21 protein-coding genes and 1 tRNA gene are annotated in these 25,160 nt (G+C 46.6%); 20 read left to right on the forward strand and 2 right to left on the reverse strand.

Annotated features, from left to right (window positions below; translation table 11 throughout):
* Window positions 1–202: 202 nt before the first annotated feature.
* Window positions 203–1,246 carry a quinolinate synthase NadA gene (nadA, locus tag BZG23_RS11135; protein WP_077606953.1) on the forward strand — a complete coding sequence of 348 codons (1,044 nt, stop codon included), beginning with the start codon at window positions 203–205 and terminating at the stop codon, window positions 1,244–1,246.
* A 36-nt stretch (window positions 1,247–1,282) separates the two neighbouring features.
* Here the strand turns inward: nadA and BZG23_RS11140 are convergent, their stop codons facing one another.
* Window positions 1,283–1,861 carry a UPF0149 family protein gene (locus tag BZG23_RS11140; protein WP_077606954.1) on the reverse strand — a complete coding sequence of 193 codons (579 nt, stop codon included), beginning with the start codon at window positions 1,859–1,861 and terminating at the stop codon, window positions 1,283–1,285.
* 286 nt (window positions 1,862–2,147) lie between these two features.
* Here BZG23_RS11140 and BZG23_RS11145 point away from each other — a divergent pair.
* The 3 genes from BZG23_RS11145 (at window position 2,148) to BZG23_RS11155 (ending at window position 5,727) form a co-directional block, all read left to right on the forward strand.
* A tRNA-Ser gene (locus BZG23_RS11145) sits at window positions 2,148–2,235 on the forward strand.
* Window positions 2,236–2,818: 583 nt separating this feature from the next.
* Window positions 2,819–5,179: a S8 family peptidase gene (locus BZG23_RS11150; protein WP_077606955.1), complete on the forward strand. Its 2,361-nt coding sequence runs from the start codon at window positions 2,819–2,821 to the stop codon at window positions 5,177–5,179.
* 44 nt (window positions 5,180–5,223) lie between these two features.
* The gene (locus tag BZG23_RS11155) at window positions 5,224–5,727 is read left to right on the forward strand and encodes a hypothetical protein (protein WP_077606956.1); all 504 of its coding nucleotides are present in this window, start codon (window positions 5,224–5,226) and stop codon (window positions 5,725–5,727) included.
* Between the two features lie 96 nt (window positions 5,728–5,823).
* On the opposite strand, the gene wecA is transcribed toward BZG23_RS11155, so the two are convergent.
* Window positions 5,824–6,864: a UDP-N-acetylglucosamine--undecaprenyl-phosphate N-acetylglucosaminephosphotransferase gene (gene wecA, locus BZG23_RS11160; protein WP_077606957.1), complete on the reverse strand. Its 1,041-nt coding sequence runs from the start codon at window positions 6,862–6,864 to the stop codon at window positions 5,824–5,826.
* Between the two features lie 158 nt (window positions 6,865–7,022).
* Between wecA and BZG23_RS11165 the strand changes: the two genes are divergently transcribed.
* The 16 genes from BZG23_RS11165 to BZG23_RS11240 all read left to right on the forward strand — a co-directional run bounded on the left by BZG23_RS11165 (window position 7,023) and on the right by BZG23_RS11240 (window position 24,999).
* Window positions 7,023–8,189, forward strand: coding sequence for a nucleotide sugar dehydrogenase (locus BZG23_RS11165; protein WP_077606958.1), 1,167 nt, complete (start codon window positions 7,023–7,025; stop codon window positions 8,187–8,189).
* A 145-nt stretch (window positions 8,190–8,334) separates the two neighbouring features.
* Window positions 8,335–9,267 carry an alpha/beta hydrolase gene (locus BZG23_RS11170; RefSeq protein WP_077606959.1) on the forward strand — a complete coding sequence of 311 codons (933 nt, stop codon included), beginning with the start codon at window positions 8,335–8,337 and terminating at the stop codon, window positions 9,265–9,267.
* Window positions 9,268–9,319: 52 nt separating this feature from the next.
* Entirely contained in the window at window positions 9,320–10,678 is a 1,359-nt protein-coding gene (locus tag BZG23_RS11175; RefSeq protein ID WP_077606960.1) for an MBL fold metallo-hydrolase RNA specificity domain-containing protein, read from the forward strand.
* A 241-nt stretch (window positions 10,679–10,919) separates the two neighbouring features.
* Complete coding sequence (gene cysD, locus BZG23_RS11180; protein ID WP_077606961.1) at window positions 10,920–11,834, forward strand: sulfate adenylyltransferase subunit CysD; 915 nt, start codon at window positions 10,920–10,922, stop codon at window positions 11,832–11,834.
* 12 nt (window positions 11,835–11,846) lie between these two features.
* A complete protein-coding gene (locus BZG23_RS11185) occupies window positions 11,847–13,568 on the forward strand; it encodes an SLC13 family permease (RefSeq protein WP_077606962.1) in 1,722 nt (573 codons plus the stop codon).
* A 5-nt stretch (window positions 13,569–13,573) separates the two neighbouring features.
* Window positions 13,574–14,206 (forward strand): adenylyl-sulfate kinase, encoded by a 633-nt coding sequence (gene cysC / locus BZG23_RS11190; protein ID WP_077606963.1) that lies wholly within the window; start codon window positions 13,574–13,576, stop codon window positions 14,204–14,206.
* A 3-nt stretch (window positions 14,207–14,209) separates the two neighbouring features.
* Window positions 14,210–15,196 carry an acetyltransferase gene (locus tag BZG23_RS11195; protein WP_077606964.1) on the forward strand — a complete coding sequence of 329 codons (987 nt, stop codon included), beginning with the start codon at window positions 14,210–14,212 and terminating at the stop codon, window positions 15,194–15,196.
* A gap of 3 nt (window positions 15,197–15,199) precedes the next feature.
* Entirely contained in the window at window positions 15,200–16,612 is a 1,413-nt protein-coding gene (gene cysN, locus BZG23_RS11200) for a sulfate adenylyltransferase subunit CysN (protein ID WP_077606965.1), read from the forward strand.
* 43 nt (window positions 16,613–16,655) lie between these two features.
* Window positions 16,656–17,705, forward strand: a complete 1,050-nt coding sequence (locus BZG23_RS11205) for a Gfo/Idh/MocA family protein (RefSeq protein ID WP_077606966.1) — start codon at window positions 16,656–16,658, stop codon at window positions 17,703–17,705.
* 19 nt (window positions 17,706–17,724) lie between these two features.
* Window positions 17,725–18,999, forward strand: a complete 1,275-nt coding sequence (tviB, locus tag BZG23_RS11210) for a Vi polysaccharide biosynthesis UDP-N-acetylglucosamine C-6 dehydrogenase TviB (protein ID WP_077606967.1) — start codon at window positions 17,725–17,727, stop codon at window positions 18,997–18,999.
* A 39-nt stretch (window positions 19,000–19,038) separates the two neighbouring features.
* The gene (locus BZG23_RS11215; RefSeq protein WP_077606968.1) at window positions 19,039–19,614 is read left to right on the forward strand and encodes an acyltransferase; all 576 of its coding nucleotides are present in this window, start codon (window positions 19,039–19,041) and stop codon (window positions 19,612–19,614) included.
* A 2-nt stretch (window positions 19,615–19,616) separates the two neighbouring features.
* On the forward strand, window positions 19,617–20,696 hold the full coding sequence (locus BZG23_RS11220) for a DegT/DnrJ/EryC1/StrS family aminotransferase (RefSeq protein ID WP_077606969.1): 1,080 nt from the start codon (window positions 19,617–19,619) through the stop codon (window positions 20,694–20,696).
* Entirely contained in the window at window positions 20,693–22,135 is a 1,443-nt protein-coding gene (locus BZG23_RS11225; protein ID WP_077606970.1) for an oligosaccharide flippase family protein, read from the forward strand. Before BZG23_RS11220 ends, BZG23_RS11225 begins: the two co-directional genes overlap by 4 nt.
* Window positions 22,132–22,785 carry a CatB-related O-acetyltransferase gene (locus BZG23_RS16865; RefSeq protein WP_077606971.1) on the forward strand — a complete coding sequence of 218 codons (654 nt, stop codon included), beginning with the start codon at window positions 22,132–22,134 and terminating at the stop codon, window positions 22,783–22,785. The genes BZG23_RS11225 and BZG23_RS16865 overlap by 4 nt, the downstream gene beginning before the upstream one ends.
* Window positions 22,778–23,623 (forward strand): hypothetical protein, encoded by an 846-nt coding sequence (locus BZG23_RS11235; RefSeq protein ID WP_077606972.1) that lies wholly within the window; start codon window positions 22,778–22,780, stop codon window positions 23,621–23,623. Before BZG23_RS16865 ends, BZG23_RS11235 begins: the two co-directional genes overlap by 8 nt.
* Window positions 23,620–24,999 carry a polysaccharide deacetylase family protein gene (locus BZG23_RS11240; RefSeq protein WP_077606973.1) on the forward strand — a complete coding sequence of 460 codons (1,380 nt, stop codon included), beginning with the start codon at window positions 23,620–23,622 and terminating at the stop codon, window positions 24,997–24,999. The genes BZG23_RS11235 and BZG23_RS11240 overlap by 4 nt, the downstream gene beginning before the upstream one ends.
* Window positions 25,000–25,160 lie beyond the last annotated feature (161 nt).

Consider the following 25,160-nt stretch of genomic DNA (forward strand, 5'->3'; position numbering starts at 1 on the left):
CAACGGGCGCGCGAGTTACACCGAGGCTTAAGGTTGACATCGTCCCGGCGCTTGTCCGACCTACGCGTACTTTAACGCCGGTGAGGTATTGATCCCGTGCCATGGCGCTTATCTGATCCTCGTGCTAATTTGTTTCTCCCCCCACTCACGTTATACTACTCGGAATGGAAGTTCCGGACTGGAAGTAAGCATGAGTAATCCCATGAGCCAAGTGATTGAAACGTCGCAAAGGGTCTACCCCTTTCCGCCGAAACCTGTGGCATTGACTGACACTGAGAAAAAACAACACGTTGCGCGCATCAAACAATTGTTAGAAGAAAAAGACGCGGTACTTGTTGCTCACTATTACACGGATCCAGAGATCCAAGCCCTTGCCGAAGAAACCGGCGGATGTGTCGCTGATTCGTTGGAAATGGCTCGCTTTGGCAACCAACACTCAGCAAGTACCTTGATTGTCGCTGGTGTACGCTTTATGGGGGAAACCGCCAAAATTCTCACCCCAGAAAAAACCGTGCTAATGCCGACACTAAACGCGGAGTGCTCGTTAGACTTAGGCTGCCCAGCGGACGAATTTACCGCGTTTTGTGATGCCTATCCGGATCATACCGTGGTGGTATACGCCAACACCTCAGCCGCCGTCAAAGCGCGTGCTGATTGGGTGGTGACGTCGAGCATTGCGCTGGAGATTGTCGAGCACCTAGACAGCCAAGATAAGCCGATTATCTGGGGCCCCGATCGCCACCTTGGTGCCTATATTGAGAAAGAAACCGGCGCGGATATGCTGCTATGGCAAGGTGAATGCGTGGTGCATGATGAGTTTTCAGCCCAAGCGCTGGAGAAAATGAAGCATCTTTATCCTGATGCCGCGATTCTCGTTCACCCAGAATCGCCAGCCAGTGTGGTCAAAATGGCGGATGCCGTCGGCTCAACCAGCCAGCTGATTAAAGCGGCACAAACGCTGCCGAACGAAAAGCTGATTGTCGCTACCGATAAAGGCATTTTTTATAAGATGCAGCAAATGGTGCCGGAAAAAGAGCTTGTCGAAGCCCCAACCGCCGGCGCGGGCGCGACCTGTCGCAGCTGCGCCCACTGCCCATGGATGGCGATGAATGGCCTCAAAGCGATAGAGAGCGCACTTGAAAACGGCGGTGAAGAGCATGAAATCCACGTTGACGACAAGGTGCGCGAAAAAGCGTTAATCCCGCTCAACCGCATGCTTAACTTTGCCGCTGAAATGAAGGGGTAAAGAAGTTCATAGGGCCTAGGACCTAGGCCCCTGCTTTTATGCCCCTTCCTGATCTTCCGCCAACGCCGCGCCGTGGAGGCTTAAACCACACAACATGGTAGGCATGGCGTTAAAGATTTCCTCAAACTGTGCCAGCTCTTCCGCGCCTTGCGCTTCCATGGTGGAAAGCGCGGTTTCTGGGTCGTAAAGCAAGCTAATAGACAGCACTACGCCACCGAGTAGGGCATTACCATCAGTGTTTTCCGGCATCAGCGTTTCCCAGTCATCACGGGTTAGGCTCCAGCCTTGTAACAACCCCTCGGCGAAATCGCGCGTCGCTTGGTTGACAATTTCAGCGTCATCCAGCAAACAGCCTTCCGGCCATTGCCAAGTTTTCTCCAACAACTGTTGGCGCTGTTCATTCCAAATATCCACAATCAGATTGGCGTACTGCTCAAACTGCTCATGGCTCTCAAACGGCGCTTGTTCCTCGCCACCCCACATCACAGGAAGCCACTCGCTAGGGCTAATAACATGAGGAGCGGCCGCCATCGCGGTGACCACACCACGGGTTTGCATGTCATTAAGTAGCTGGCTGCTATCGGTATGTTGGGAGAGAAAATCTGATAATGTCATAACACTCTTATCTACATTTTGGTCTATGGCAAGAGTTTAACAGCTTTCAGGTGTGGTTGCTTCCATCGCACACCAATCGCAGCTCAACACGTTGACGACTCAGTTGGGGTGTTTAACTCAGTTTTTCCAGACATAGTGATGCTTTTGGTGATGGAATAGCCATTTAAACCTAAAGCCATCACCAACCGCTTGACCGCAAAGCGGCAACTCTCTATAGTACGCCCCGTTAACGCGACAGCGGGTAAGTCAATCACCCACAATAAATAGCTCGCGTAACACACAATATGGTGAGGTGTCCGAGTGGCTGAAGGAGCACGCCTGGAAAGCGTGTATACGGCAACGTATCGAGGGTTCGAATCCCTCTCTCACCGCCATTATTCAAAAAAAGCTCGAAGGCTCAAAGATTACCCCAAGTGCTTTTCGAGGTCGTATGGCAAGTTCTAGTTATATGAATTGTTCTTAAGTCATGTCGTTGATTGCGCTTAAGGATACATCGCTTTTCTATCTCGTGTCACATATGGCTTTTCCAAGTGCAGTCTAGCGAAGTGTCACGAAAAATGGTTCATTCTTAAGCTACCAAAGTCCCATTATGGAAATAAAGCTTACCCGTAGCGGCGAAAGCTTTATGTCATCCCTCCTATTCTAACATCCGTCTAGGTTAAACATCTTTGTTTGCTCTCATGCTTAGCAACACTCTCCGAAAGCGTTGATTTATAGAGGCTCGTTTGGTCTGTCATTGTTGTATTTCTTAACCTAGCTCTTGATGATTTCTCTAGCTTCGAACAGCGTATTCTAATACATATAAAGCACTCCCATTTGATATGTTCTGTCAAAATAGGGGATTACCATAGTTCCTACTCGCGCTGTGGCTTGTGATATTTGTGTTGCATATGGAATGCTAGGTGGGTAATTTGTTCTCTCCCTCATAGAATATTCATTTAGTCAAAGGATTGAACAATGTTAGCTTCAAGTTTAAAGCGAACGATGACCGCGGTGTTCGTGTCGGCAGCACTCGCAGGGTGTAATGATGGCTCTAGTAATGATGGGAGTAGCTCGGTCGAAATTGTCGATAAAAAGAATACTGTTATAATGGCTAACAGACAGTTTTTGGGCGAGTCGGTCAATATTATTGATGATCATTTTTCTACTCAGGATCTTCAGCTTTCTATTAGGGAAAAGGGTGTTGAGGTTCCTAAACCTAAATCAAATGAATTCTTACTGTCTCATGGTCTAGTCGTCAGTGATCTTGCAAATCGTGCTGTGTATTATATACCGACTCGCGCTGGAGCTAATCGCAGCTTCGAATACATAGTATCTGATGGTGTCTCACGTACGTCGGGAGCTATCACGGTAACAGGCGTGCTTGAGTCTGATCCTTTGGCTGCCGAGCAGTGGCACTTGAGCAACACCGGTCAAACGGGTTACGCGATGAACGAGCAAACTTATCAGGCTTTGGTCGATCTTCGCGTTGCACAAGGTATGAGTGAGGAAGCAGCGAAGCTGCAACATCAACGTGATGAAAGTATCCTTGTCCCAGGAGAAGATATGAATGTGCTGGGCGCTTATAAACACGGCATTACTGGTGAAGGCACCATCACGGTCGTGGTTGACTCAGGCATGGCGATTCATCACGAAGACCTCGTAGACAATGTACTCCCTAACCGCTCAATTAACTTTGTAGATGGTTCGAGTGATCCAACATTAACTGGTACTGGGGGCGATCATGGTACCTCGGTAGCTGGGCTCATTGCGGCCACAGGATGGAATGGGTTAGGTGGGCGTGGAGTGGCGTCTGACGCTGGGTTGATTGGTTTGAACTATCTTGAGTCCCAGGATCAACAGTCACTATTTGCGAGTTATGGCTTGGAAGGATCGGGCATTAATCCTAGTGAAAACCTCGTTGCCTTCAATCGTAGTTATGGGATTTCCGCGCCGATTTTTGTTGCTACGACCGATGTGGATGAGGTGCTATTCCAATACCCGACAGAAAACTTGCGACGGGGACTAGGAGCACTCAATATAAAGTCTGCGGGTAACTCTTTTATTTCTAGCAGGAGTTGGCAAGAGGGAAATACGTTATGCGACCTAGCCCAAGCTGGCATTAACCCCAGCCAGTCGCGTGTATTCAGCTGTTATGACAGTAACTGGGACCCGGCCAATGCCAGTTTTTATACCCTAACCATCGGTGCAGTTAATACTGATGGGCACAGGTCTAGCTACTCCACTGCAGGATCAAGCCTTTGGGTATCAGCGCCCGCAGGCGAAGATGGAACTGAAAACCCTGCCATGGTAACTACCGATCAGATGTCATGCGAGAGAGGCTATGCCAGCCAAGCGGCAGTGGATCAATTTGAAGCCACAACGGGGATTTTTTTGGCAATGTTAGGTGTAGAAGACTTTTATCAACGGGTTTGGCCATTTAACACGCCAGGCACAGACCTGAATCAAGACGCAAACCCAAATTGTAACTACACCAATACCTTTAATGGCACCTCATCCGCAGCTCCCAATGTCACTGGTGTGACGGCGCTTATCGCTGAGGCAAACCCAAATCTAAGCTGGCGTGAAATTCGTTATATTCTTGCTAAAACGGCTGATAAAGTCGATCCTAATGACGAGCCTGTTACGCTGTTAGTAGGTAGTCACTTAACAAATAATATTGAAAGTCAGAACAGTATCGACAAACAGAGCAATGGCGTGACCACGCATTTAGGCTGGGTTGAAAATGTAGCGGGCTATTCGTTTAACAATAAATATGGATTTGGTCGCGTGAATGCCGGTAAAGCTGTTGCGTTGGCACAGCAGGGGTTAACACTACCGCCACTGATCAAAACCGATTGGATTGACATTACGCCAACCAACACCCCTGTAGTGATCCCAGATGCTGATGCGCAAGGCGCAGCATTTAGCTTTAAGCTAGGCCATGAGATTGACAGTAACTTGACTCTTGAAGGGATGCAATTTGGCTTCAACATCGAAAATAGTGATTTATTTAAGGTTGGTAGCGGTGACTTAACTGGAAGCACTGCTGCCTCCGATCTCGCTATTAAAGTTATCTCGCCTGAAGGAACCGAGGCTGTTCTTGCTACCTCGAGGACATCACTAGGTGTGTATCAAGGATTGGGCAATGATTCAGCGCCAGGCTATGCGTATCACGTAAGTGGACCCATGTTGGTCAATGCATTTCTTGGTGAAAAAGTGCAAGGGGAGTGGACAGTGAATATTGTTGACACCAACCGTGCTGACTTTGGTGAGATACTAAACAACCAAGTGGAAAGTCAACTGACTAAGGCTCAAGTCCGCGTTTATGGGCATTAAGCAACAAAGCGAAAGTTAAAAGTAGAGTTAAAAAGGAGTTTTAAATGGAAAACAAGATGATAGTAGCCTTTGTTGCTGGTACGTTATTGACTCAAGTCGCCTTAGCTGGGAGTAGCACAACGATGGTAGACAGCAATAGCTCAAAGCCCATAGAAGTAGATACTAAAGAGTTCAATGCTGAACAAGCTTTAGCTGCGCAAGTCGATGGGCCTGTGACCTTAACTGAAATCTCTGAACTCCATGGTTATAAAGGCGTAAACCTAGACAGTAATGCATTGAAAGCAGGTGACCAGGTTTACAATGAGGTGACTCGCACACTAGGTAAAGTGACAGGAAACATTACCGTACTACTAGAGAAAGGCACCATCTATGAGTTGGCTGAGTCGCTTAACTTGAATGTGACCTACTTTGATGAGACCACCAAGCTTGGACAACTAAATGCCAGTGGACAAGCCGATATAGTGACGATATTGGCAGAAATTAAATCAAAACCGGCAGTGAAGTCAGCGAGAATTGATATTCTTGAAGAGAAAAATCAGCCGCAATAATGAGTGCGCATGAATAAAAAGACAGGATTTTAAGAGCCTGTCTTTTTAGTGCTAATAATTTGGCTATTAAATTAGTCTATTGAATCTATGCTGGTATTATCGCGGTATCGTCTTTTTATTGATTAAACAAACCAATAAGTAATAAGCAATAAAGAGTGCAATGTAAACATAAAGCATCAGATAATCTGGAACACCTTTTAGTTCCGCATAAATCCCTACTCCAGCAAAGCATACAGCGATTGCGATTATAGCAATTAGTGTTTGTCTCGGAGATAACCCTAGATTTTGAAATAAATGATGTAGGTGCTCTCTATCTGGTTTGAATGGCGAGTCACCACGTTGAATACGTCTAATGGTCAATGTGACCATATCCATTAGGGGGATAGCAATAAGCCATAGTGCTGTGACTGGCTGTAAGGGAGGTGTTTTACCGTTCTGACTAGAGAGTAATAGTACCCAAACAACGGTAAACCCCACTAGCATACTGCCTGCATCCCCCATAAACACCTTTCTCTTTCGCCCTAAAACGCCTAAATTAAGCAAAATGTAAGGAAGAATTGCGACAACTAAGGCTAAACAGAAATAAGCCAGTGTTTGTTGCCCGTCACTATTCAAAATCCAGGCCAAACTTCCGAATGTTACAATAGACAAGCAACCCAGTAACCCATCAATACCATCCACCATATTAAAAGCATTTATAGCAGCTATAACCGCAATAGTGGTAATGACGTATCCCCAGCCCCCAAGGTGAATATCACCCCACCCAAAAATATTGCCGAGGTTACTAAGCTCAATGTTCCCCAGTGTCATCATGGCGATAGATAAAATTGCTTGTATCGCGAAACGAACAGTGTAGTGAACATCGTACTTATCATCAATTGCGCCAACGGTTGTTAAGAGAACAATACATATGGCATACAAAGAGCTGTTGTCGAGAAGGTTTGGGTTGTGAAAAAGCAAGTAGAGTAGGGTGATGCATAAGGCTATACCTCCTGCTAACGGAGTAACATCTTGATGCTGCTTTCGCCCTAAGGGATGATCGACAAGTCCCACTAGTTTTGCTCCTTTCCGAACAATGAAAAGTGAGCAAAAAGCAAAGAAGAAAAGAAAAAACAAATCTACGATAGGAAGAAGCACGTTTATTCACACTCGCTGTCTGTATTTATTGAGTACAGAGGTCATCCAAAACAGGCCTAACGTTTTCAAAGGCAGAGACCCGTCAGTACTGGTTTTGGATATACACGTGTACTCATGTTCTGTAGTATCTTACCAGCATTATCAACAAGGGAAAAACGATGAAAATCGCAGTTGTCGGTACAGGTTACGTAGGTCTGTCGAATGCCATGCTACTGGCGCAACATAACGAAGTGGTTGCACTCGACATTGTGGAAGAAAAGGTTCACTTGCTTAACAATCAGCAATCACCGATTGTCGATGCTGAAATAGAGCAATTTCTCGGCGAAAAATCACTGAACTTTATCGCTACTCTAGACAAAGAGCAGGCCTACCAAGGCGCGGATTTTGTGGTGATTGCCACCCCCACCGATTACGATCCCGAGACCAACTACTTTAATACCCGTTCAGTCGAGGCGGTGATTAAAGATGTGATGGCGATTAACCCAGAGGCGGTGATGGTGATCAAATCGACGGTGCCTGTGGGTTACACGGAAAAAATCAAGCAGCAAATGGGCTGTGAGAATATCCTCTTCTCGCCTGAGTTTTTGCGCGAAGGTAAAGCGCTTTACGATAACTTGTACCCGTCACGCATTATTGTCGGCGAGCAATCCGAGCGCGCGCGCCAATTTGCCACCTTGTTGCAACAAGGCGCAGTGAAATCGGGCATCTCGGTCTTGTTTACCCACTCCACCGAAGCTGAAGCGGTAAAGCTGTTCTCCAACACCTACCTGGCAATGCGCGTGGCATACTTTAATGAGCTGGATAGCTACGCTGAATCTCATGGTTTGGATTCGCGCCAGATTATTGAGGGAGTAGGATTGGACCCACGCATTGGCGACCACTACAATAATCCCTCGTTCGGTTATGGCGGTTATTGCCTACCGAAAGACACCCGTCAATTGTTGGCCAACTATCAAGATGTGCCCAACAACATTATTCAAGCCATTGTTGATGCCAACACCACCCGCAAAGACTTTATTGCTAATGCGATCATCAAACGCAAACCCAAAGTGGTGGGCGTCTACCGCTTGGTGATGAAAGCCGGATCCGATAACTTCCGCGCCTCAGCCATCCAAGGGATCATGAAGCGGATTAAAGCCAAAGGCATTGAAGTGGTAGTGTACGAGCCCGTGCTTGAAGAAGACACCTTCTTTAACTCAGACGTGATCAAAGACTTGGATACCTTTAAACAGCGCGCCGATGTGATTGTCGCCAACCGTATGGTTGACGAGATCCGCGATGTAGAAAGCAAAGTCTACACCCGCGACTTGTTTGGCGCGGATTGAGAGAAGAGCGAGGGCCTAGGATCCTAGGCCCTAGGAACTCTCTTGCTTTTCGTCTTCTCCCTCGCAAAATCCTCTTAACACCATACAACGCAACTATCTACCTCGCTTATCCTCACCCGCATATTCATAACTGCTGGATGATGCCATGTTATTTATTACTAGTCGTATACCCGAACAAGGCTCGCACAGTGAGGCTGGCCGCTGGCTAAGCTTCGATAACCAAAATACTGATATCTCAAAGTGGGTGTATTTTTGCCAACGCGCCGGGCAGGGTGAATACCAAGAGATCACCGCAGCGCCGTTTATGGCCAAACTGAAAGCCTTGCCCACGCATACCCAGATACTCTTTTTGCTCCATGGTTATAACAACCAAATGGAAAGCCATATTTTCCCGATGGCACAGACCTTACAACATCAATGTGATCGCCTGTCACCCAACGCCATACTGGTGGTACCGATTATCTGGCCTTGTGATGAAGATGGCCAGCTCGGTGTTATTGATGATTACTGGGATGATCAACTTGCTGCCACCGCGTCAGGCTTGGCGTTTAGTCGTTTACTCGCGATGTTTGATGACTGGCGTCGCGCCCCTGAGCAACAAACTGAACCGTGCAAACGGCGCATGAACCTACTCGCGCACTCCATGGGTAACCGCACGCTCATCAGCACCTTTCACCATTGGCACCAACATGCTGGACTCGACACCATGCCACAATGGTTTCGGCATATCTTTATGATGGCCGCCGATGTTGATAACCAAGCGCTAGAGCCGCACCAGCCAGGGAGAGCCGTCCTCGATGCCGCCAAACAAGTGCATATTTACTATGCCGCCGACGATTTAGCCATGGCCGCCTCAAAAGTGGTGAACGTACGTCACCGCACCGTCACCCGGCGATTAGGCATGACCGGCCCTGAAATTCTTGACGCGCTTCCCGCCAACAAAGTGACGGTAACCGACTGCGATGCCTTTAACGATCACTTCGATCCCCACTGGGGTCATACCTATTTTCTCACCGACGACAATGGCCACCCAAGCCCGTTGATAGAACAGATGATGAATAAGATGATAAGAGATTAAAGACAGTCTGCTCTTTTCCCGTATTCCGTAATCTTTTCCCTAGGACGCTACCATGCCCAACACTTCACTAAAAACTTCAATCAATACCGACACCCTCACCGTCATCCACCATGGTGGCTATCAAACCGTGACTGGCTCGTGTCACCAAGTGGATATAAAACCAAGCGACTTACGCTTGCTGATTGATTGCGGCCAATACCAAGGAGATGAAACGCGAGAGGCGAGGGTAAACTTTAACGGCAAACGCATTGACGCGCTGGTCCTCACGCATGCCCATATCGACCACTGCGGTTTGCTGCCTTGGCTATTGGCGGCTGGCTTTAATGGCCCCATTTATTGCACCGAAGCCACCGCTGCATTGGTGCCGCTATTGATTGATGACACCTTAAAATTGCAACTTAATATGGATTATGCTCATCGTCAGCGGGTACTCGAACGTATCCGCCAGTTAACAGTGACATTGCCTTACAACAGCTGGCACCGGCTAAAGCCCAAGCAAAAAGGGCAGCCAGCGACCTACTTGCGCTTGCAACCCGCCGGGCATATTTTGGGCTCAGCCTATGTTGAATTAAAACTGCCCGACGAGCAGCGCGTAGTGTTCTCGGGGGATTTAGGGCCTAGTAATACGCCATTGTTGCCCGATCCAGCTCCGCCAAGCCGTGCCGATATCTTGTTTTTAGAATCCACCTACGGCGATAAAACCCATGAGTCCGTCGCCACGCGCGCCCAGCGGCTCGAGGCGATTATTCAACGGTCACTCGAAGACGGTGGCGCGATATTGATCCCCGCGTTCAGTGTCGGTCGCACCCAAGAGCTATTGTTTGATATTGAGCAGCTGATTCACCAAAAGCAGCTTGATGATACGCTCCCTATCATTCTCGACTCTCCCATGGCGCAAAAGGTGACGCGTCACTATCGCCAGTTTAAAAAGCTGTGGAGCAAAGAGGCCAAAACCAAGCTGAACCAACACCGTCATCCGTTAGCGTTTGAGCAATGTATTACCATTGATGAACATAGCCAGCACATGGCGCTGGTCAATCGCCTAAAACAAACCGGCGAGCCGGCCATAGTGGTCGCCGCCTCCGGCATGTGCCAAGGTGGGCGTATCATGAACTACCTTGCCGCGTTACTTGAAGACAAACGCACTGATGTGATTTTTGCTGGCTACCAAGCCCAACACACCCTTGGCCGCGATATTCAGCAAGGCAACCAACAGGTGTGGATAGAGAACACGCCAGTCACGGTTAACGCGCAAATCCACACAATTTCCGGTTACTCCGCCCACGCTGACCAAAACGATTTAGTGAGCTTTGTGCAAGGCATCCAACCACCGCCAAATCAGATCCAGTTAGTTCACGGGGAGCCGGAAACACAACAGGCACTAGGTGCTAAGCTCAAGGAATTAAATTAATGTCTAAAAACCGACCATACCGCTTGTGCGACGTCGACTTTTAGTGACTAACCCTTTTGCAGAATTGCGTAAGCAAGTAAACTCAATCGCGAAGTATTGACTTATCACGCAACGCGTAGTGAGTTTTAAAGGTTAGCTATGCGCACAGGGGGAGCGACACCTCATGGCGGTAGCGTGGGTAAATGCGGTATAAAAAGTGTTCGCCATGAGCAGCTGTATTATATAGGGTTAAGGAAACACCATGCCTGTATCACCAGAAAAAATGACGCATCTTAAACAACTTGAAGCCGAAGCCATTCATATTATGCGCGAAGTAGCGGCGGAGTTTGATAACCCAGTGATGCTGTATTCCGTGGGCAAAGATTCTTCTGTAATGTTGCACTTGGCGAAAAAAGCCTTTGCGCCAGGGGTGCCCCCTTTTCCTTTAATGCATGTAGATACCACTTGGAAATTCCAAGAGATGTATCAGTTTCGCGATAAAATGGCTGAGCAAGCGGGCATGAGGTTGATTGTGCACCAAAATCCAGAAGGACTGGCGATGAACATCAGCCCGTTCACGCATGGCAGCTCAGTGCACACCGATATTATGAAAACCCAGGGGTTAAAGCAGGCACTTGATCAACATGGCTTCGATGCAGCGTTTGGTGGCGCTCGCCGCGATGAAGAAAAGTCACGAGCCAAAGAGCGTGTTTATTCCTTCCGTGATGAGCATCACCGCTGGGACCCAAAAAATCAGCGCCCCGAGCTTTGGACTATTTATAACGGCAAAGTGAAAAAGGGCGAGAGCATTCGAGTCTTCCCGTTATCAAATTGGACGGAGCTTGATATCTGGCAATATATCTACCTGGAAAACATCGAGATCCCAGGTTTGTATTTGTCCAAGCCGCGCCCTGTCGTAGAACGAGACGGCACGTTGATTATGGTCGATGATGAGCGGATGCCACTTGAAGAGGGGGAAGTGCCTGAGCACAAAATGGTACGGTTTAGAACGCTAGGTTGTTATCCATTGACTGGTGCTGTGGAGTCAGAAGCAACCACCTTGACCGAAGTGATCCAAGAAATGCTGCTTACTACCACGTCTGAGCGCCAAGGGCGGACCATTGACCATGACAGCGCCGGCTCGATGGAGAAAAAGAAGCGCGAAGGCTACTTCTAAAAGGCCCAGTTGATGTTATTAACAGCCACCGTATTGGTGGGGCTGATTACGGCGCTGGTGGCCACCAAGCAACGAGTAAGCCATATTTTTGTCGCCGCGACTGCTGTCTTGTTAGTCGGCGGCGAGATCGACACCCAGACGGTACTGAGCCATGTGACTAACTCGGGGATTGTTACCCTGATTTTGTTGCTGCTCGCCGCCATCGTGTTAGAGCGCACCGTGTTGCTGAGTTTTTTGGCAAAACATATATCCCACACCAAGTATCTGCCGAGTTTATTGAAAATRGGCGCGTTAAGCGCGATTGCTTCGTCGATGCTGAATAACACGGCGGTGGTAGCCACCATGATGCGGGCGGTAATGAAGTCGCAACTGCATGCGCCACAGCGTTTATTGATCCCGCTATCGTATTTTTCCATTTTAGGCGGCACCTTAACCTTGATAGGCACCAGTACCAACTTGGTGGTCAGCGGCTTAATCACCGCCCAAGGTGGCCCAGCTATCGCGATGTTGGATTTTCTACCGATTGGTGCGGCACTTGTCGCGGGCTGTGGCGCTGTTGTAATGATAGTAAGCCGTTGGTTGCCACAACAAACCACTGACGAGTCACTCGAGAGTCAGTATTTTATCGAGGCGGCTGTGGCGCCCAGCAGCCCGTTGATTGGGAAAACAGTCATCAAAAACGGGTTACGTGCACTTGATGGTTTGTTTCTCGCTGAAATCGTGAGAGGGGATAGCTTAATTTCCCCGGTTAAACCCAATGATGTTATCCAAGCTGATGACAAATTACTTTTTTGTGGAGATGTACGCCGTGTGCATCAAATTACCGCGTTATCAGGGCTAAACACCTTTAACAAGGGCGACTTGCCCGCCACTAACCTGCGTGAAGTTTTAGTCAGTCCTGAATCAATATTAATCGGCAAAACACTCAAACAAGTCGGTTTTCGTGCTCGGTTTGATGCGGCGGTGATTGGTTTATCACGAGAAGGGAAAACCGTCAGTGGTAAGTTGGGTAATAACCCGATTCAAAGTGGCGACAAGCTGATGCTGGCGGTCGGGCCCGACTTTGAGCGGCGACAGAACATCAGCCGCAACTTCTTTTTGTTATCAGACTACAAAACCTTTCAGCCACTCTCTGTGATGCAAAACACAGCCGCCATCGCTGGCTTTCTCGCGGCGATTGCGTTAGGTGCGTTGGGCATCATGAGCCTAATAGAAAGCCTGACGTTATACCTGGTATTGATGGTAGGGAGCAAAGTTGCCGATAGTAGTCAGTTACGCCGCCGCTTTCCGTTTGAGCTATTAACGATTTTAGTCAGTGCCTTATCGCTTGCCTCGGCGGTACAAAGCAGCGGCTTGGCACAGTCTGTGACACAATCCTTTTTGTCTCATATTAACGGTGTGCCGACAGTCGCGGTGTTATTGGGCTTAATACTGTTAACGGTACTGCTCACCGAGACCATGACCAACACCGCCGCGGCCGCTTTGATGGTGCCTATTGCGCTCAGTATTGCCGATGGGTTGCAACTGAATGCCATGCCTTGGGTGATGGCAGTTGCGTATGGCGCGAGTGCGTGTTTTATCAGCCCCTTTGGCTATCAAACCAACTTAATGGTGATGAGCGCGGGAGAGTATCGACCCGCCGACTTTATCCGTGTGGGTTGGCCAGTTACGCTTGTGTATATCGCGATCGTGACCGTATTAATTCCGATTGTATTTCCTTTTGATTCTGTGTGAGTGCTATGACAACAACGTCGACGCCAGCTACCAATATAACCTGGCATAACAGCAGTGTGACCGCACAAGCGCGGGCGAAACAAAAACAACAAACCCCTGTAGTGCTTTGGTTTACCGGGCTCAGTGGTTCGGGGAAATCCACTATCGCCAATGCCGTTGAGCATCAATTATTGACCGCAGGTGCGCACAGCTATCTGCTGGATGGCGACAACATGCGCCATGGCCTCAACCAAGACTTAGGTTTTAGCGCTGCAGACCGAGAAGAAAACATCCGTCGTATTGGCGAAGTCGCTAACTTATTTGTTGATGCCGGGGTGATTGTGCTCACTGCCTTTATCTCGCCGTTTCGGGCCGATAGGGAAAAAGTGCGCGCTCGTATTGGGGAGGCCGCTTTTATTGAAGTGTTTGTCGACACGCCGCTTGCCGTGTGTGAAGCCCGAGATCCGAAAGGCTTGTATAAAAAAGCACGTGCAGGAGACATTCCTGATTTTACCGGTATTGATTCGGCCTATGAGCCGCCCAACGCGCCTGAGATACATTTGCACACCGACCAAGCCGATATTGAAACCTGTGCCCAGCAGGTGGTGAGCTATCTCGACACTCATGGGTTTATTCGAGCACCACAGGGAGCCAACTAAGCCATGCATTACGATGTGTTTAATGGTGATGCCGACGGCATTCTAGCGTTGTTGCAGTTGCGAAAGGCGTCGCAATTACAAAAGACCGCACCGCAGGCAAGTACGCTCGTCACGGGTGTTAAACGCGATATACAATTGCTTGATCAGGTCGCGCAACAAACTGATGTCTCGAGTGTCACTGTGCTTGATATCTCGATGGATAAGAATAAAACCGCCCTTGAAACGTTAATTAAGCGTGATATCCCCGTTTTCTATTGCGATCACCATCGTACCGGAGAAGTGCTCGTCGCCGATAACTTCACTGCACTTATCAATACCGATGCCAACACTTGTACCAGTTTGTTGATTAACCAGCACCTTGGTGAGCGCTATGTGGCTTGGGCGATAGCAGCGGCGTATGGCGATAACATGGTTGCTGCAGCCGATGCCTTATGTGAGAAACACGGTATCGCGGCCGACCAACAAGCATTTTTAAATGAGCTGGGGGTATTGATTAATTACAATGGGTACGGCGCCAGCGTCGATGATTTACACTTTGCGCCCGCGGATTTGTATCATGCGTTAATGGCTTATAACTCACCGTTTGCGTTACAAGCCGATCGCACGTCGCCTTATTATCAACTACAACGCGGGTACGCCGATGATATGGCCAAGGCTCAGGCGGTGGCCCCCGAGCACACATCGACAGAAAGCACCATTTACTGTTTACCGAATGCGGCGTGGGCGAGACGCATCAGTGGCGTGTTCGGCAATCAATTGGCCAATCAAGCGCCCGAAAAAGCTCATGCGGTATTAACACTTAACTCGAACGAACAAGATTACACAGTAAGCGTGCGCGCCCCGCTCAATCAGCGCCATGGTGCCGATGAGGTTTGTGGGCAATTCCCCACCGGCGGTGGCCGCAAAGCCGCGGCCGGGATTAATCAGTTATCCAAATCAGAGTTAACCCTTTTCATCGACACGCTGAATCAGTATTACAGGAAGCAATAACCCATGTCACACTCTTCAGATTTAATCGCCAAAGATATTGAAGCCTATTTGCAGGTGCATGAAAACAAGGATTTACTGCGCTTTTTAACCTGCGGCAGCGTCGATGATGGTAAATCTACTCTGATTGGTCGGTTGCTGTATGACAGCAAGCTGATTTATGAAGATCAGATGGCGGCGATTGAAAAAGACTCGCAAAAGTTCAACACCACCGATGAAGCGTTTGACTTGGCCTTGCTGGTTGATGGTTTGCAATCAGAGCGAGAGCAGGGCATTACCATTGATGTTGCCTACCGCTACTTTTCAACGGACAAACGCAAGTTCATCATTGCTGATACGCCAGGGCACGAGCAGTATACCCGCAACATGGTCACTGGCGCGTCGACGTGTGAATTAGCGATTGTCATGGTCGATGCCCGCCATGGCATTCAAACCCAGACCCGACGCCACAGTTATATCTGTAGCTTGCTGGGTATCAAGCACATCATTGTCGCGGTGAATAAAATGGACCTGGTGGATTACGACCAAGCCGTGTATCAGCAAATTAAAGCCGATTACCGTGATATGGCGAAACACTTTGCGATTGATGACATTCGCTTTGTGCCCATTTCCGCCTTGAAAGGCGACAACGTGGTGACCCCCAGTGAGCAAATGGACTGGTACCCCGGTGCCACCTTGATGAAGTTGCTGGAGACAGTGAAAGTCGCGCAAGACAAGGATACCGAACATATGCGCTTTCCGGTGCAATATGTTAACCGGCCTAACCTTAACTTCCGTGGTTACTGTGGTACCTTAACCTCAGGCACTGTGCGTGTTGGCGACAATGTAACCGTGCTGCCATCCGGCAAACAATCGGTGGTTGCCTCTATTTATACCTACGATGGTGAATTAGACTGCGCTTACCCCGATAACGCCATTACCTTAACGCTTGAGGATGAGATTGATATCTCACGCGGCGATATGTTGGTACATACCGGCCACGAACCCACAGTGACTAACCAGTTTAGCGCGCATGTAGTATGGATGGACGAAGCGCCGCTGCGTACCCATAAGGATGTATGGGTAAAGTTTGCCACCCATATGGCCACAGGCAAGATCACCGACATTCAGCACAAGATTGATGTGAATACGCTCGAAACCCAAGCGCCAAATAGCGAAAGCCTCGCGTTAAACGAAATCTGCGTTGCGGACTTTACACTCACTGAGAGCACGCCGCTAGACAGCTATCAGTTCTTACCCAAAACCGGTGCCTTTGTATTAATTGATCGCCACAGCAATCTTACTGTCGGCGCCGGCATGGTCAAAAGCGTCAATCAAAATGACGAGCAGACCACACGCACATACACCGAAGCAGAAAAAGCCTTGAATGCGTATATCCGCCAGCACTATCCGGAGTGGGGGTGTTTACCGTGTCAGTGAGTAAGCTATCGTCTAAACGAATATTATTTTTTAGGGAAGAATAATGGATAAGATACCCGCAGACAAAAAAATCCGCATTGCCGTTGTTGGCTGTGGCCGAATTTCGAAAAATCATTTTGGCTCGATTGAGCGCCTAAGCGACGAATACGAGCTAGTGGCGATATGTGATAACAATTCGAGTGTTTTGGCTGAACACCAAGAGAAATACCAAGTGCCCGGTTATTTGTCGTTTGATGAACTGCTTGAAAATGAAAGCCTTGATCTTGTTACGCTTTGTACACCATCGGGTATTCACGCAGCACACACTATTAAGGCTGCAAAAGCAGGTATAAACGTGGTAACCGAAAAGCCCATGGCAACCAAATGGGAAGACGGTCTGGCCATGACAAAAGCTTGTGAAGAGGCTGGCGTGCAGCTTTTTGTGGTGAAGCAGAACCGTCGTAATTCGACGTTGCAGCTACTAAAACGTGCTATCGACGAGAAACGTTTTGGCCCCATTCATATGGTGCATCTCAACGTCTTCTGGACACGCCCGCAAGAATACTACGATCGCGCCAAGTGGTCAGGCACCTGGCATATGGACGGCGGGGCCTTTATGAACCAAGCGACACATTACGTTGACTTATTGCATTGGTTAGTCGGTTCGGTGGAAGAAGTGCATGCAATGCTCTCAACGCACCGAGATATCGAAGTAGAAGACACGGGCGTAGTTAACATCAAGTGGCGTAACGGCGCGCTCGGCTCAATGGCCGTAACTATGTGCACCTTTCCTAAAAATCTAGAAGGTTCAATCACGATATTGGGCGAAAAAGGCACGGTGCGCATTGGTGGTGTTGCGATTAACGACATTCAAGAATGGCAGTTTGAAGAGGCTAAAGACTACGATGCCGAAATTGAGCAAGCGAACTACCAAACCAGCTCTGTATATGGCTTTGGCCATCCACCTTATTTTCAAAACGTCGCTGATACCTTAAAAGGCCGTGCTGAAGCAGAAACTGATGGCCGAGAAGGGCTCAAATCGCTTGAGCTATTGACTGCCATTTATCGCTCTGGCCGTGATAAGTCGACCGTTGGCCTACCACTGAATTTATAATAGTACTAAGGTTAAAAAGATGAACCTACAAGATGTGAAGTTTGGCATCATAGGGCTAGGATATGTTGGTTTGCCGTTGGCCGTTGAATTCGGTAAGTGCTTCCCAACCATTGGCTACGATGTAAAAGAAGAGCGCGTAAAAGAGCTATTGGCCGGACATGATTCGACAAAAGAATGTACCGATGAGGAGTTGGTACAAGCAAAATCTCTTACTTACACAAGCCAGCTAACAGATATCGCTAGCTGCAACTTTTATATCGTCACTGTCCCCACGCCCATTACAGAAGAGAAAACGCCGGACCTCACGCCACTAAAAAAAGCCTCAAAAGCGTTAGCGAATGTGATCAGCAAGGGTGATACCGTCGTCTTTGAATCGACAGTTTATCCTGGGGCCACAGAAGAAGTGTGTATCCCAATCATAGAGAAACACTCAGGGCTGGTATTTAATCAAGACTTTTTTGCAGGTTACAGCCCTGAGCGCATTAACCCAGGTGACAAAGTGAATCGCCTGCCGACGATTGTCAAGATAACCTCAGGCTCTACCCCTGAAGTCGCTGAGTTTATCGACACGGTGTATCGTCAAATTATTACTGCCGGCACCCATCAAGCCTCGTCGATAAAAGTGGCTGAAGCGGCCAAAGTGATTGAAAACACGCAGCGTGATTTGAATATTGCCGTGATCAACGAATTTGCCAAGATTTTTAATAAATTGAAGATCGATACTGAAGAAGTATTAAAAGCAGCAGGAACTAAGTGGAACTTCCTACCGTTTAAGCCGGGCCTAGTCGGCGGCCATTGTATCAGTGTTGACCCTTACTACCTCACATACAAAGCGCAAGAAACAGGCTATAGGCCAGAAGTTATTCTCGCTGGGCGTCGGATTAACGATGGCATGGGAGAATATGTAGCGACCCAGTTAGTTAAAGCCTTATCACGTCGCAAAATCCATATCGATGAAGCACGTGTGTTAGTCATGGGGATCACCTTCAAAGGCAATTGTCCCGATGTGCGTAATACCAAGATTGTCGACATCATCAGTGAGCTCAAAGATTTCAATATGGGCGTTGATGTCTACGACAGCTGGGCCAATCCAACCGAGGTGAAAGACGAGTACGGCATTGAGCTTATTAGCCATCTATCTCCAGGTACCTATGACGCAATTATTTTAGCCGTCGATCACGCTGAAATGAAACTGATGGGTGAGGCTAAATTGCGCGCTTTAGGGAAACCGGATCATGTGCTTTACGATGTTAAACACGTACTGCCTCTCGGTGAATCAGATTTACGTCTTTAATTCTTAACCAGTGAGACGCCAATTAAGGTAGATAGCACCATGGATTATTTTAAGCATGAAAGCGCCATTGTTGATGAGGGCGCCCAAATTGGAAGTGGCTCACGCGTGTGGCATTTTGCTCACGTTTGCAGTGGTGCCAAGATAGGCAAAGGTGTCTCGCTGGGTCAAAATGTCTTTGTCGGCAACAAAGTCACTATCGCGGACAACTGCAAAGTACAAAACAATGTGTCTGTGTATGACAATGTGCATTTAGAAGAGGGTGTGTTTTGTGGCCCGAGCATGGTGTTCACCAATGTCTATAACCCTCGTTCGCTTATTGAGCGCAAAGATCAATACAAAGATACCTGGGTAAGAAAAGGCGCCACACTGGGCGCTAACTGCACCATTGTGTGTGGCGTGAATGTGGGTAAATTTGCGTTTATTGGCGCCGGTGCGGTGATCAATAAAGACGTGCAGGCTTATGCGTTAATGGTGGGTGTACCCGCCAAGAAAATCGGTTGGATGAGTGAATATGGTGAGCAACTTGACTTGCCGCTGACTGGCAATGCGCAAACTACCTGTCCTCATACGGGCGACATTTACCAACTGACTGACTCAGTGCTAGAGAAAATTTAATCATGCAATTTATTGATTTAGCTGCACAGCAGGCACAAATAAAAGACAAAATCGATACGGCGATTCAAACTGTATTATCACATGGCAAATATATTCTTGGGCCAGAGGTGGCGGAGCTCGAAAAAAAGCTCAGTGAGTTTTGTGGCGCACATCATTGCATTAGTGCGGCAAACGGCACCGACGCCCTGCAAATTGCGCTCATGGCGCTAGAAGTAGGCCCTGGCGATGAAGTGATAATTCCTGGCTTTACCTACATTGCCACGGCAGAGACAGTCGCGTTATTGGGCGCAAAACCTGTCTACGTCGATATTGACGAGCGCACCTACAACATCAATCCAGCTTTGATTGAGCCAGCAATCACCAGCAAAACGAAAGCCATTATGGCAGTGTCGCTTTATGGTCAATGTGCGGACTATGATGCGATCAATAGCGTTGCTGAAACGTATAATATCCCTGTGATTGAAGACGCGGCCCAAAGCTTTGGTGCTAGCTATAAAGACAAACGTTCATGCAATTTAACCACCATTGCTTGTACTAGCTTCTTCCCTAGTAAGCCACTTGGTTGCTATGGCGATGGCGGCGCGATTTTCACCAACGATGATCAGCTTGCGCTGATTATGCGCCAAATTGCTCGTCACGGCCAGGATCGCCGTTATCACCATATTCGAGTAGGTGTAAACAGCCGTTTAGATACGCTACAAGCAGCAATATTACTGCCAAAGCTTGAGATCTTTGCCAAAGAAATTGAACTAAGAAATCAAGTCGCTAACCGCTATAACCAGTTACTCAGCGAAGCCGGGGTTCAAACCACACCTTACGTAGAAGAGCATAATATCTCGACCTGGGCGCAATACACTATTCGTGTTGATAACCGAGAAGCCGTGCAGGCCAAACTCAAGGAGGCGGGTATTCCGACTGCCGTGCACTATCCAATCCCGCTGAATAAACAGCCAGCAGTAGCTGACCATCATGTTCAGTTACCCGTGGGAGATAAAGTGGCCGAGCAGGTGATAAGCTTGCCGATGCATCCTTATCTAAAAGAAACGGACTTACAAGCAGTTTTGGAGTCTCTGCGAGCGTGAAAAAGCTAATAGACAAGAAAATGCCTAAAGGCGGTTTTCTTCGTGCGGTATCAGTCTTGGTTGGAGGTACCGCAGGGTCGCAAGTAGTCTTAATAGCGACTTCTCCAATACTTACAAGACTCTACACTCCAAGTGATTTTGGTATTTTGGCTGTTTTTGTTTCCATCATAGGAATCTTAGGAGTTATAGCGAGTCTACGTTATGAGTTAGCAATACCGTTACCTCGTAATGACGACAGAGCAATAAACGTTTTGGTTTTAAGCGTGATCAGTTTGATACTGTTAACTACTTTGTTATCCATTATTATCTGGTTATTCGGAAATGACTTCCTAGTTTTGATAAACTCGGCTGAATTAGGATCATATTTGTGGTTACTCCCTGCCGCTTTTGCCCTGATGGGAGGGTACCAGATCCTTCAATATTGGTCGCTGCGATATAAAGATTTTGGATTGATTGCTAAGACGAAAATACTTCAATCTACTTCAACTACAGTCCTACAAATGGCGGGATCAGTCTTAGGGCCTCTAGCACTTATCGGAGGGCGTGTTATTGGTCAATTACTTTCGTTTGTAATGATGCTCCGAGGCCCTAGACACACTATTAGCTCAATCAAAGCAAATGTTAGTGCTAAAAATATTTGGTCTGTAGCTAAAGAGTATAAGCAGTTTCCACTATTCTCATCATGGGCCGGGTTATTAAATGCGAGTGGCGCTCAGATACCATCTTTGTTCTTCGCTGCAGTATATGGTCCAGCAGCGGCGGGAGGCTATATGCTTGCACAGCGTATAATTAATATGCCACTTACAGTAATTGGATCTGCAGTATCAGATGTTTTCTTACCATCTTCAATTGCTGCTAATCGTGATAATAGACTAGCAAGTCAAGTGCAACAACTTTTCTCTGCATTGGCAAGTCTAATTTTTCCTAGCGCAATTCTACTTTTTTTTACTGCTCCCGACTTATTTCAAGTTATTTTCGGTAAAGACTGGAGAGTTGCGGGTGAAATCGTGAGTTGGTTAGCGCCTATGTTAGCAATTCAATTTTTAGTAAATCCTGTGTCTCGTATATTTATTACTATAGAAAGGCAGGATCTTGCATTACTGTTTCAAACGTTACTCCTTACGTCACGGTTTTCTGGTTTAACCTTAGCATATGTAATGAATTTTAGCTTAATTCAATCAGTAATAGTGTTTAGCTTTGCGAGTGTATTAGGATACTTTTCTTATATGTTGGCAATCTCGTCTTATGTGGGGATTAGAGTTATTGATATTGTTGGATGTCTATTGTCTAATATTTTTGGTGCTATAGCACTTACAGTGATTGGAAGTGTTTTTTATATTTTTGAGTTGTTTAACGTGTCAGGAATTCTGGTTTATTTTCTCCTTTCTTTAATAGTGCTGATGTTTAACTTATCTAATTTTAAGAATGAAAATATATGAATTTTATAAAACTATTCAAAAAAATGCTTTTTGCTATAAGGCTATCTCAACTTTTAAGGTTTATAGACTTTTATCGTCGAAACATAAAAGTTGCTAGAGGTTCTTTTATCTCTAGAGATGTAAATATAGGAAGGTGTACGAGAATAAATAATCCATCTTACATCTCTGAATGTGATATAGGAGCTTTCTGCGCAATTGGTGGGCGTCTAGTAGTTCGCGGGAGTAATCACTCTACAAATACAATAAATATGCAAGACTGGGCACAAAGAAAAATTATTGGAAGTGATGTGAAAGTCGCTGGCTATAAGAAGGGACGAGTTACTATAGGTAATGGCGTCTGGATAGGTGATTCTGTCATAATTTTACCTGGCGCTAATGTAGGTAATGGTGCGGTAATCGGTGCTGGTAGTGTTGTTACGAAATCTATTCCTCCTTTTAGCATAGCAGTTGGTAATCCTGCTCGAGTTATAAAATACCGATTCTCATCTGATGTTATAAGCATCATTAAAGATATTGAATGGTGGTCATGGAGTTATAAAAAGATGAATGATTATCGTCGGTTTTTTGAAATAGACTTATCCAGTATAAACTCTGAAGAATTGCTAGAAGAAATTAATAGAATTGGTGTTCTGAGAGGTGGTAATGATTAATAGAATCAAGAGATCAATTAAAGAGTTTTTACGAGGTGATATTCCAAGAACTGATCATAAACCGATCGTGAATAAAACATTCGGTGTTTCAGATTTAAAATCGATTGATATTATATTCCTAGTGACCGTTGGAAGAAGTGGAACAAAGAGTTTTATTGACTACCTACAGAAGTATAGTGAGCTAAATGCTTATCATGCTCCAAAACCTTGTCTTGCGACCTTAGGAAGCTTGATATGGGACTCTGAAGTTGATGAAAAATGTGCTCAATGGTGCTATTTTTCAGCTAGAGAGAAATATTTAATAGACTCTTACAAAAAAAACATTCCTTTCGTGGATGGAGACTGTAAAAACCTGCCTTTACTTCCATCTTTATCTGAGTTTTTCCCAAGGTCTAAATTTTTACATATCACAAGGAATCCTGTTTCTTTTATAGTTAGTGGCTTAAATCGAGGTTATTTTAAAAATAAAGATCCTGTTTTTTGGGGGCACTTAAAACTAAATAATAGACACTCTTGGGCACTAAACTTTGAGGAGCAAGTGGAAATGATAGCCGACTTTTGGGAGATCGGGAATACTTTAGCAAAGGAAACAAGAGACCTAGTAGGAGAAGAGCGTTTTATTACACTCCGAGCGGAGGATTTCTTAAGTGATAGCAGATATATTGATGATGCTTTAAGTGTTATGGGCATAGATATTGCTAATAAAAATAGCGGAGTACTACCGAGATTAAATAAAAACAAAAAAAGTCAACAGTTTGATCGGGAATTTATTATGGATAAAGTCAAAGAGCGTTGCCCCTCTGCAAAAAACTTATACCCAGAGCTTTTTGACTTATGACTATACTTAATATACCAGTTTTCAATAACTACACAAAGTCGTCTCTTCAATGGTTAGTCTCGATACTTTGTGAACGGTTTGGATACGGCTGGCACTTAGAACATGATGGCCACAAATTTATTTTATCACATACTGAAAGTGATAAAATAATTGTATTTGATAAATTACAAAAGGTTTTTCATCAAGCTCGGTCTGACTTTTCATGCAAGCAATGGCAAGCCAGCAGTGAGGGTTACTTTGGTCCCGTAGAAGATGTTATTCCTGCGCCTTCAGAAATTGATTTACCCGAGCCTCTCATAGAGCTAAACGAAAAAGGGGCGACTATTCACTACGATATCCTAGGTTTAACCTACTGGATGTTAACGCGTCTAGAAGAGGTGAGGCGTACGGATCTAGATAGCCACCAACGCTTCCCGGCTACGTCCTCACATGCTTATCGACATGGTTATCTTGAGCGTCCCATTGTGGATGAGTGGCTGAACGTTTTAGGTCAGGTTATTCAGCGCGTGTGGCCAAGTATTGAGTTGAAGCAACACGAATTTAGCATCAAGGTTTCGCATGATGTAGATATCCCGTCTCGGTATGCATTTCAGAACCTAAAGGGCCTCATTAGAACGATAGGTGGCGATGTACTATTACGAAAGGATTTTATATCTGCGCTTAAAGCCCCCTGGATAAAACTAAACAGTCAGCATTCGATACATCCAGCCGATCCTGCGAATACTTTTGATTGGTTAATGAAAAAGTCGGAAGAGAATGATTTAACAAGTGCCTTCTACTTTATTTGTGGTCGCACAGATGCCAGCAAAGATGCCAAGTATGATCCAGAAATGCCACAAATACGTGCACTGATGCGCGAAATTCACCAGCGTGGTCATGAGATTGGGCTTCATCCCAGTTATAACACGTGCAGTAACCCAAAAGAAATAGCGAAAGAAGCAGATAGACTGCGGCAGATTTGTAAAGAAGAAGGGATACAGCAGCGCGAATGGGGTGGCCGAATGCACTTCCTTCGCTGGGATCAGGCCATCACTCAAAAAGCCTGGGCCGACGCAGGAATGACTTATGATAGCACCCTAAGCTACGCCGATAGGCCAGGCTTTCGTTGTGGCACTTGTTTTGAATATCCAGCCTTCGATATTGCGAGTAATCAACAATTGTCACTACGAATCAGGCCACTCATAGCAATGGACTGCACGGTTATCGCAGACCGCTATCTCGGGCTTGGCTCGACGGATGCTGCTTATGCTAAGTTCAATGAATTGAAATATCGATGCAAGCAAGTTGGCGGTGTATTCACTTTGTTATGGCATAACTCTTTTTTCAGTTGTGAGAAAGATTTTGAAATATATATTAGTTTAATAAATAGGAATTAATAATAGACAGCCCTAATTTGGGCGCGTTAGGTGTTTGGCTTATCATTGGCCGGAATTAAAACTCAATGAGTGTCATGGTGAGTTTTTAGAAGAAAGTAAAAGTGCTTGAGAAGTTAGGTGTCACTGTGTGATATTATATGATTGGAAAAGCTCTGACAGCG

The organism is Salinivibrio sp. ML290 (genome assembly GCF_001995695.1).
GTDB lineage: Bacteria > Pseudomonadota > Gammaproteobacteria > Enterobacterales > Vibrionaceae > Salinivibrio > Salinivibrio siamensis.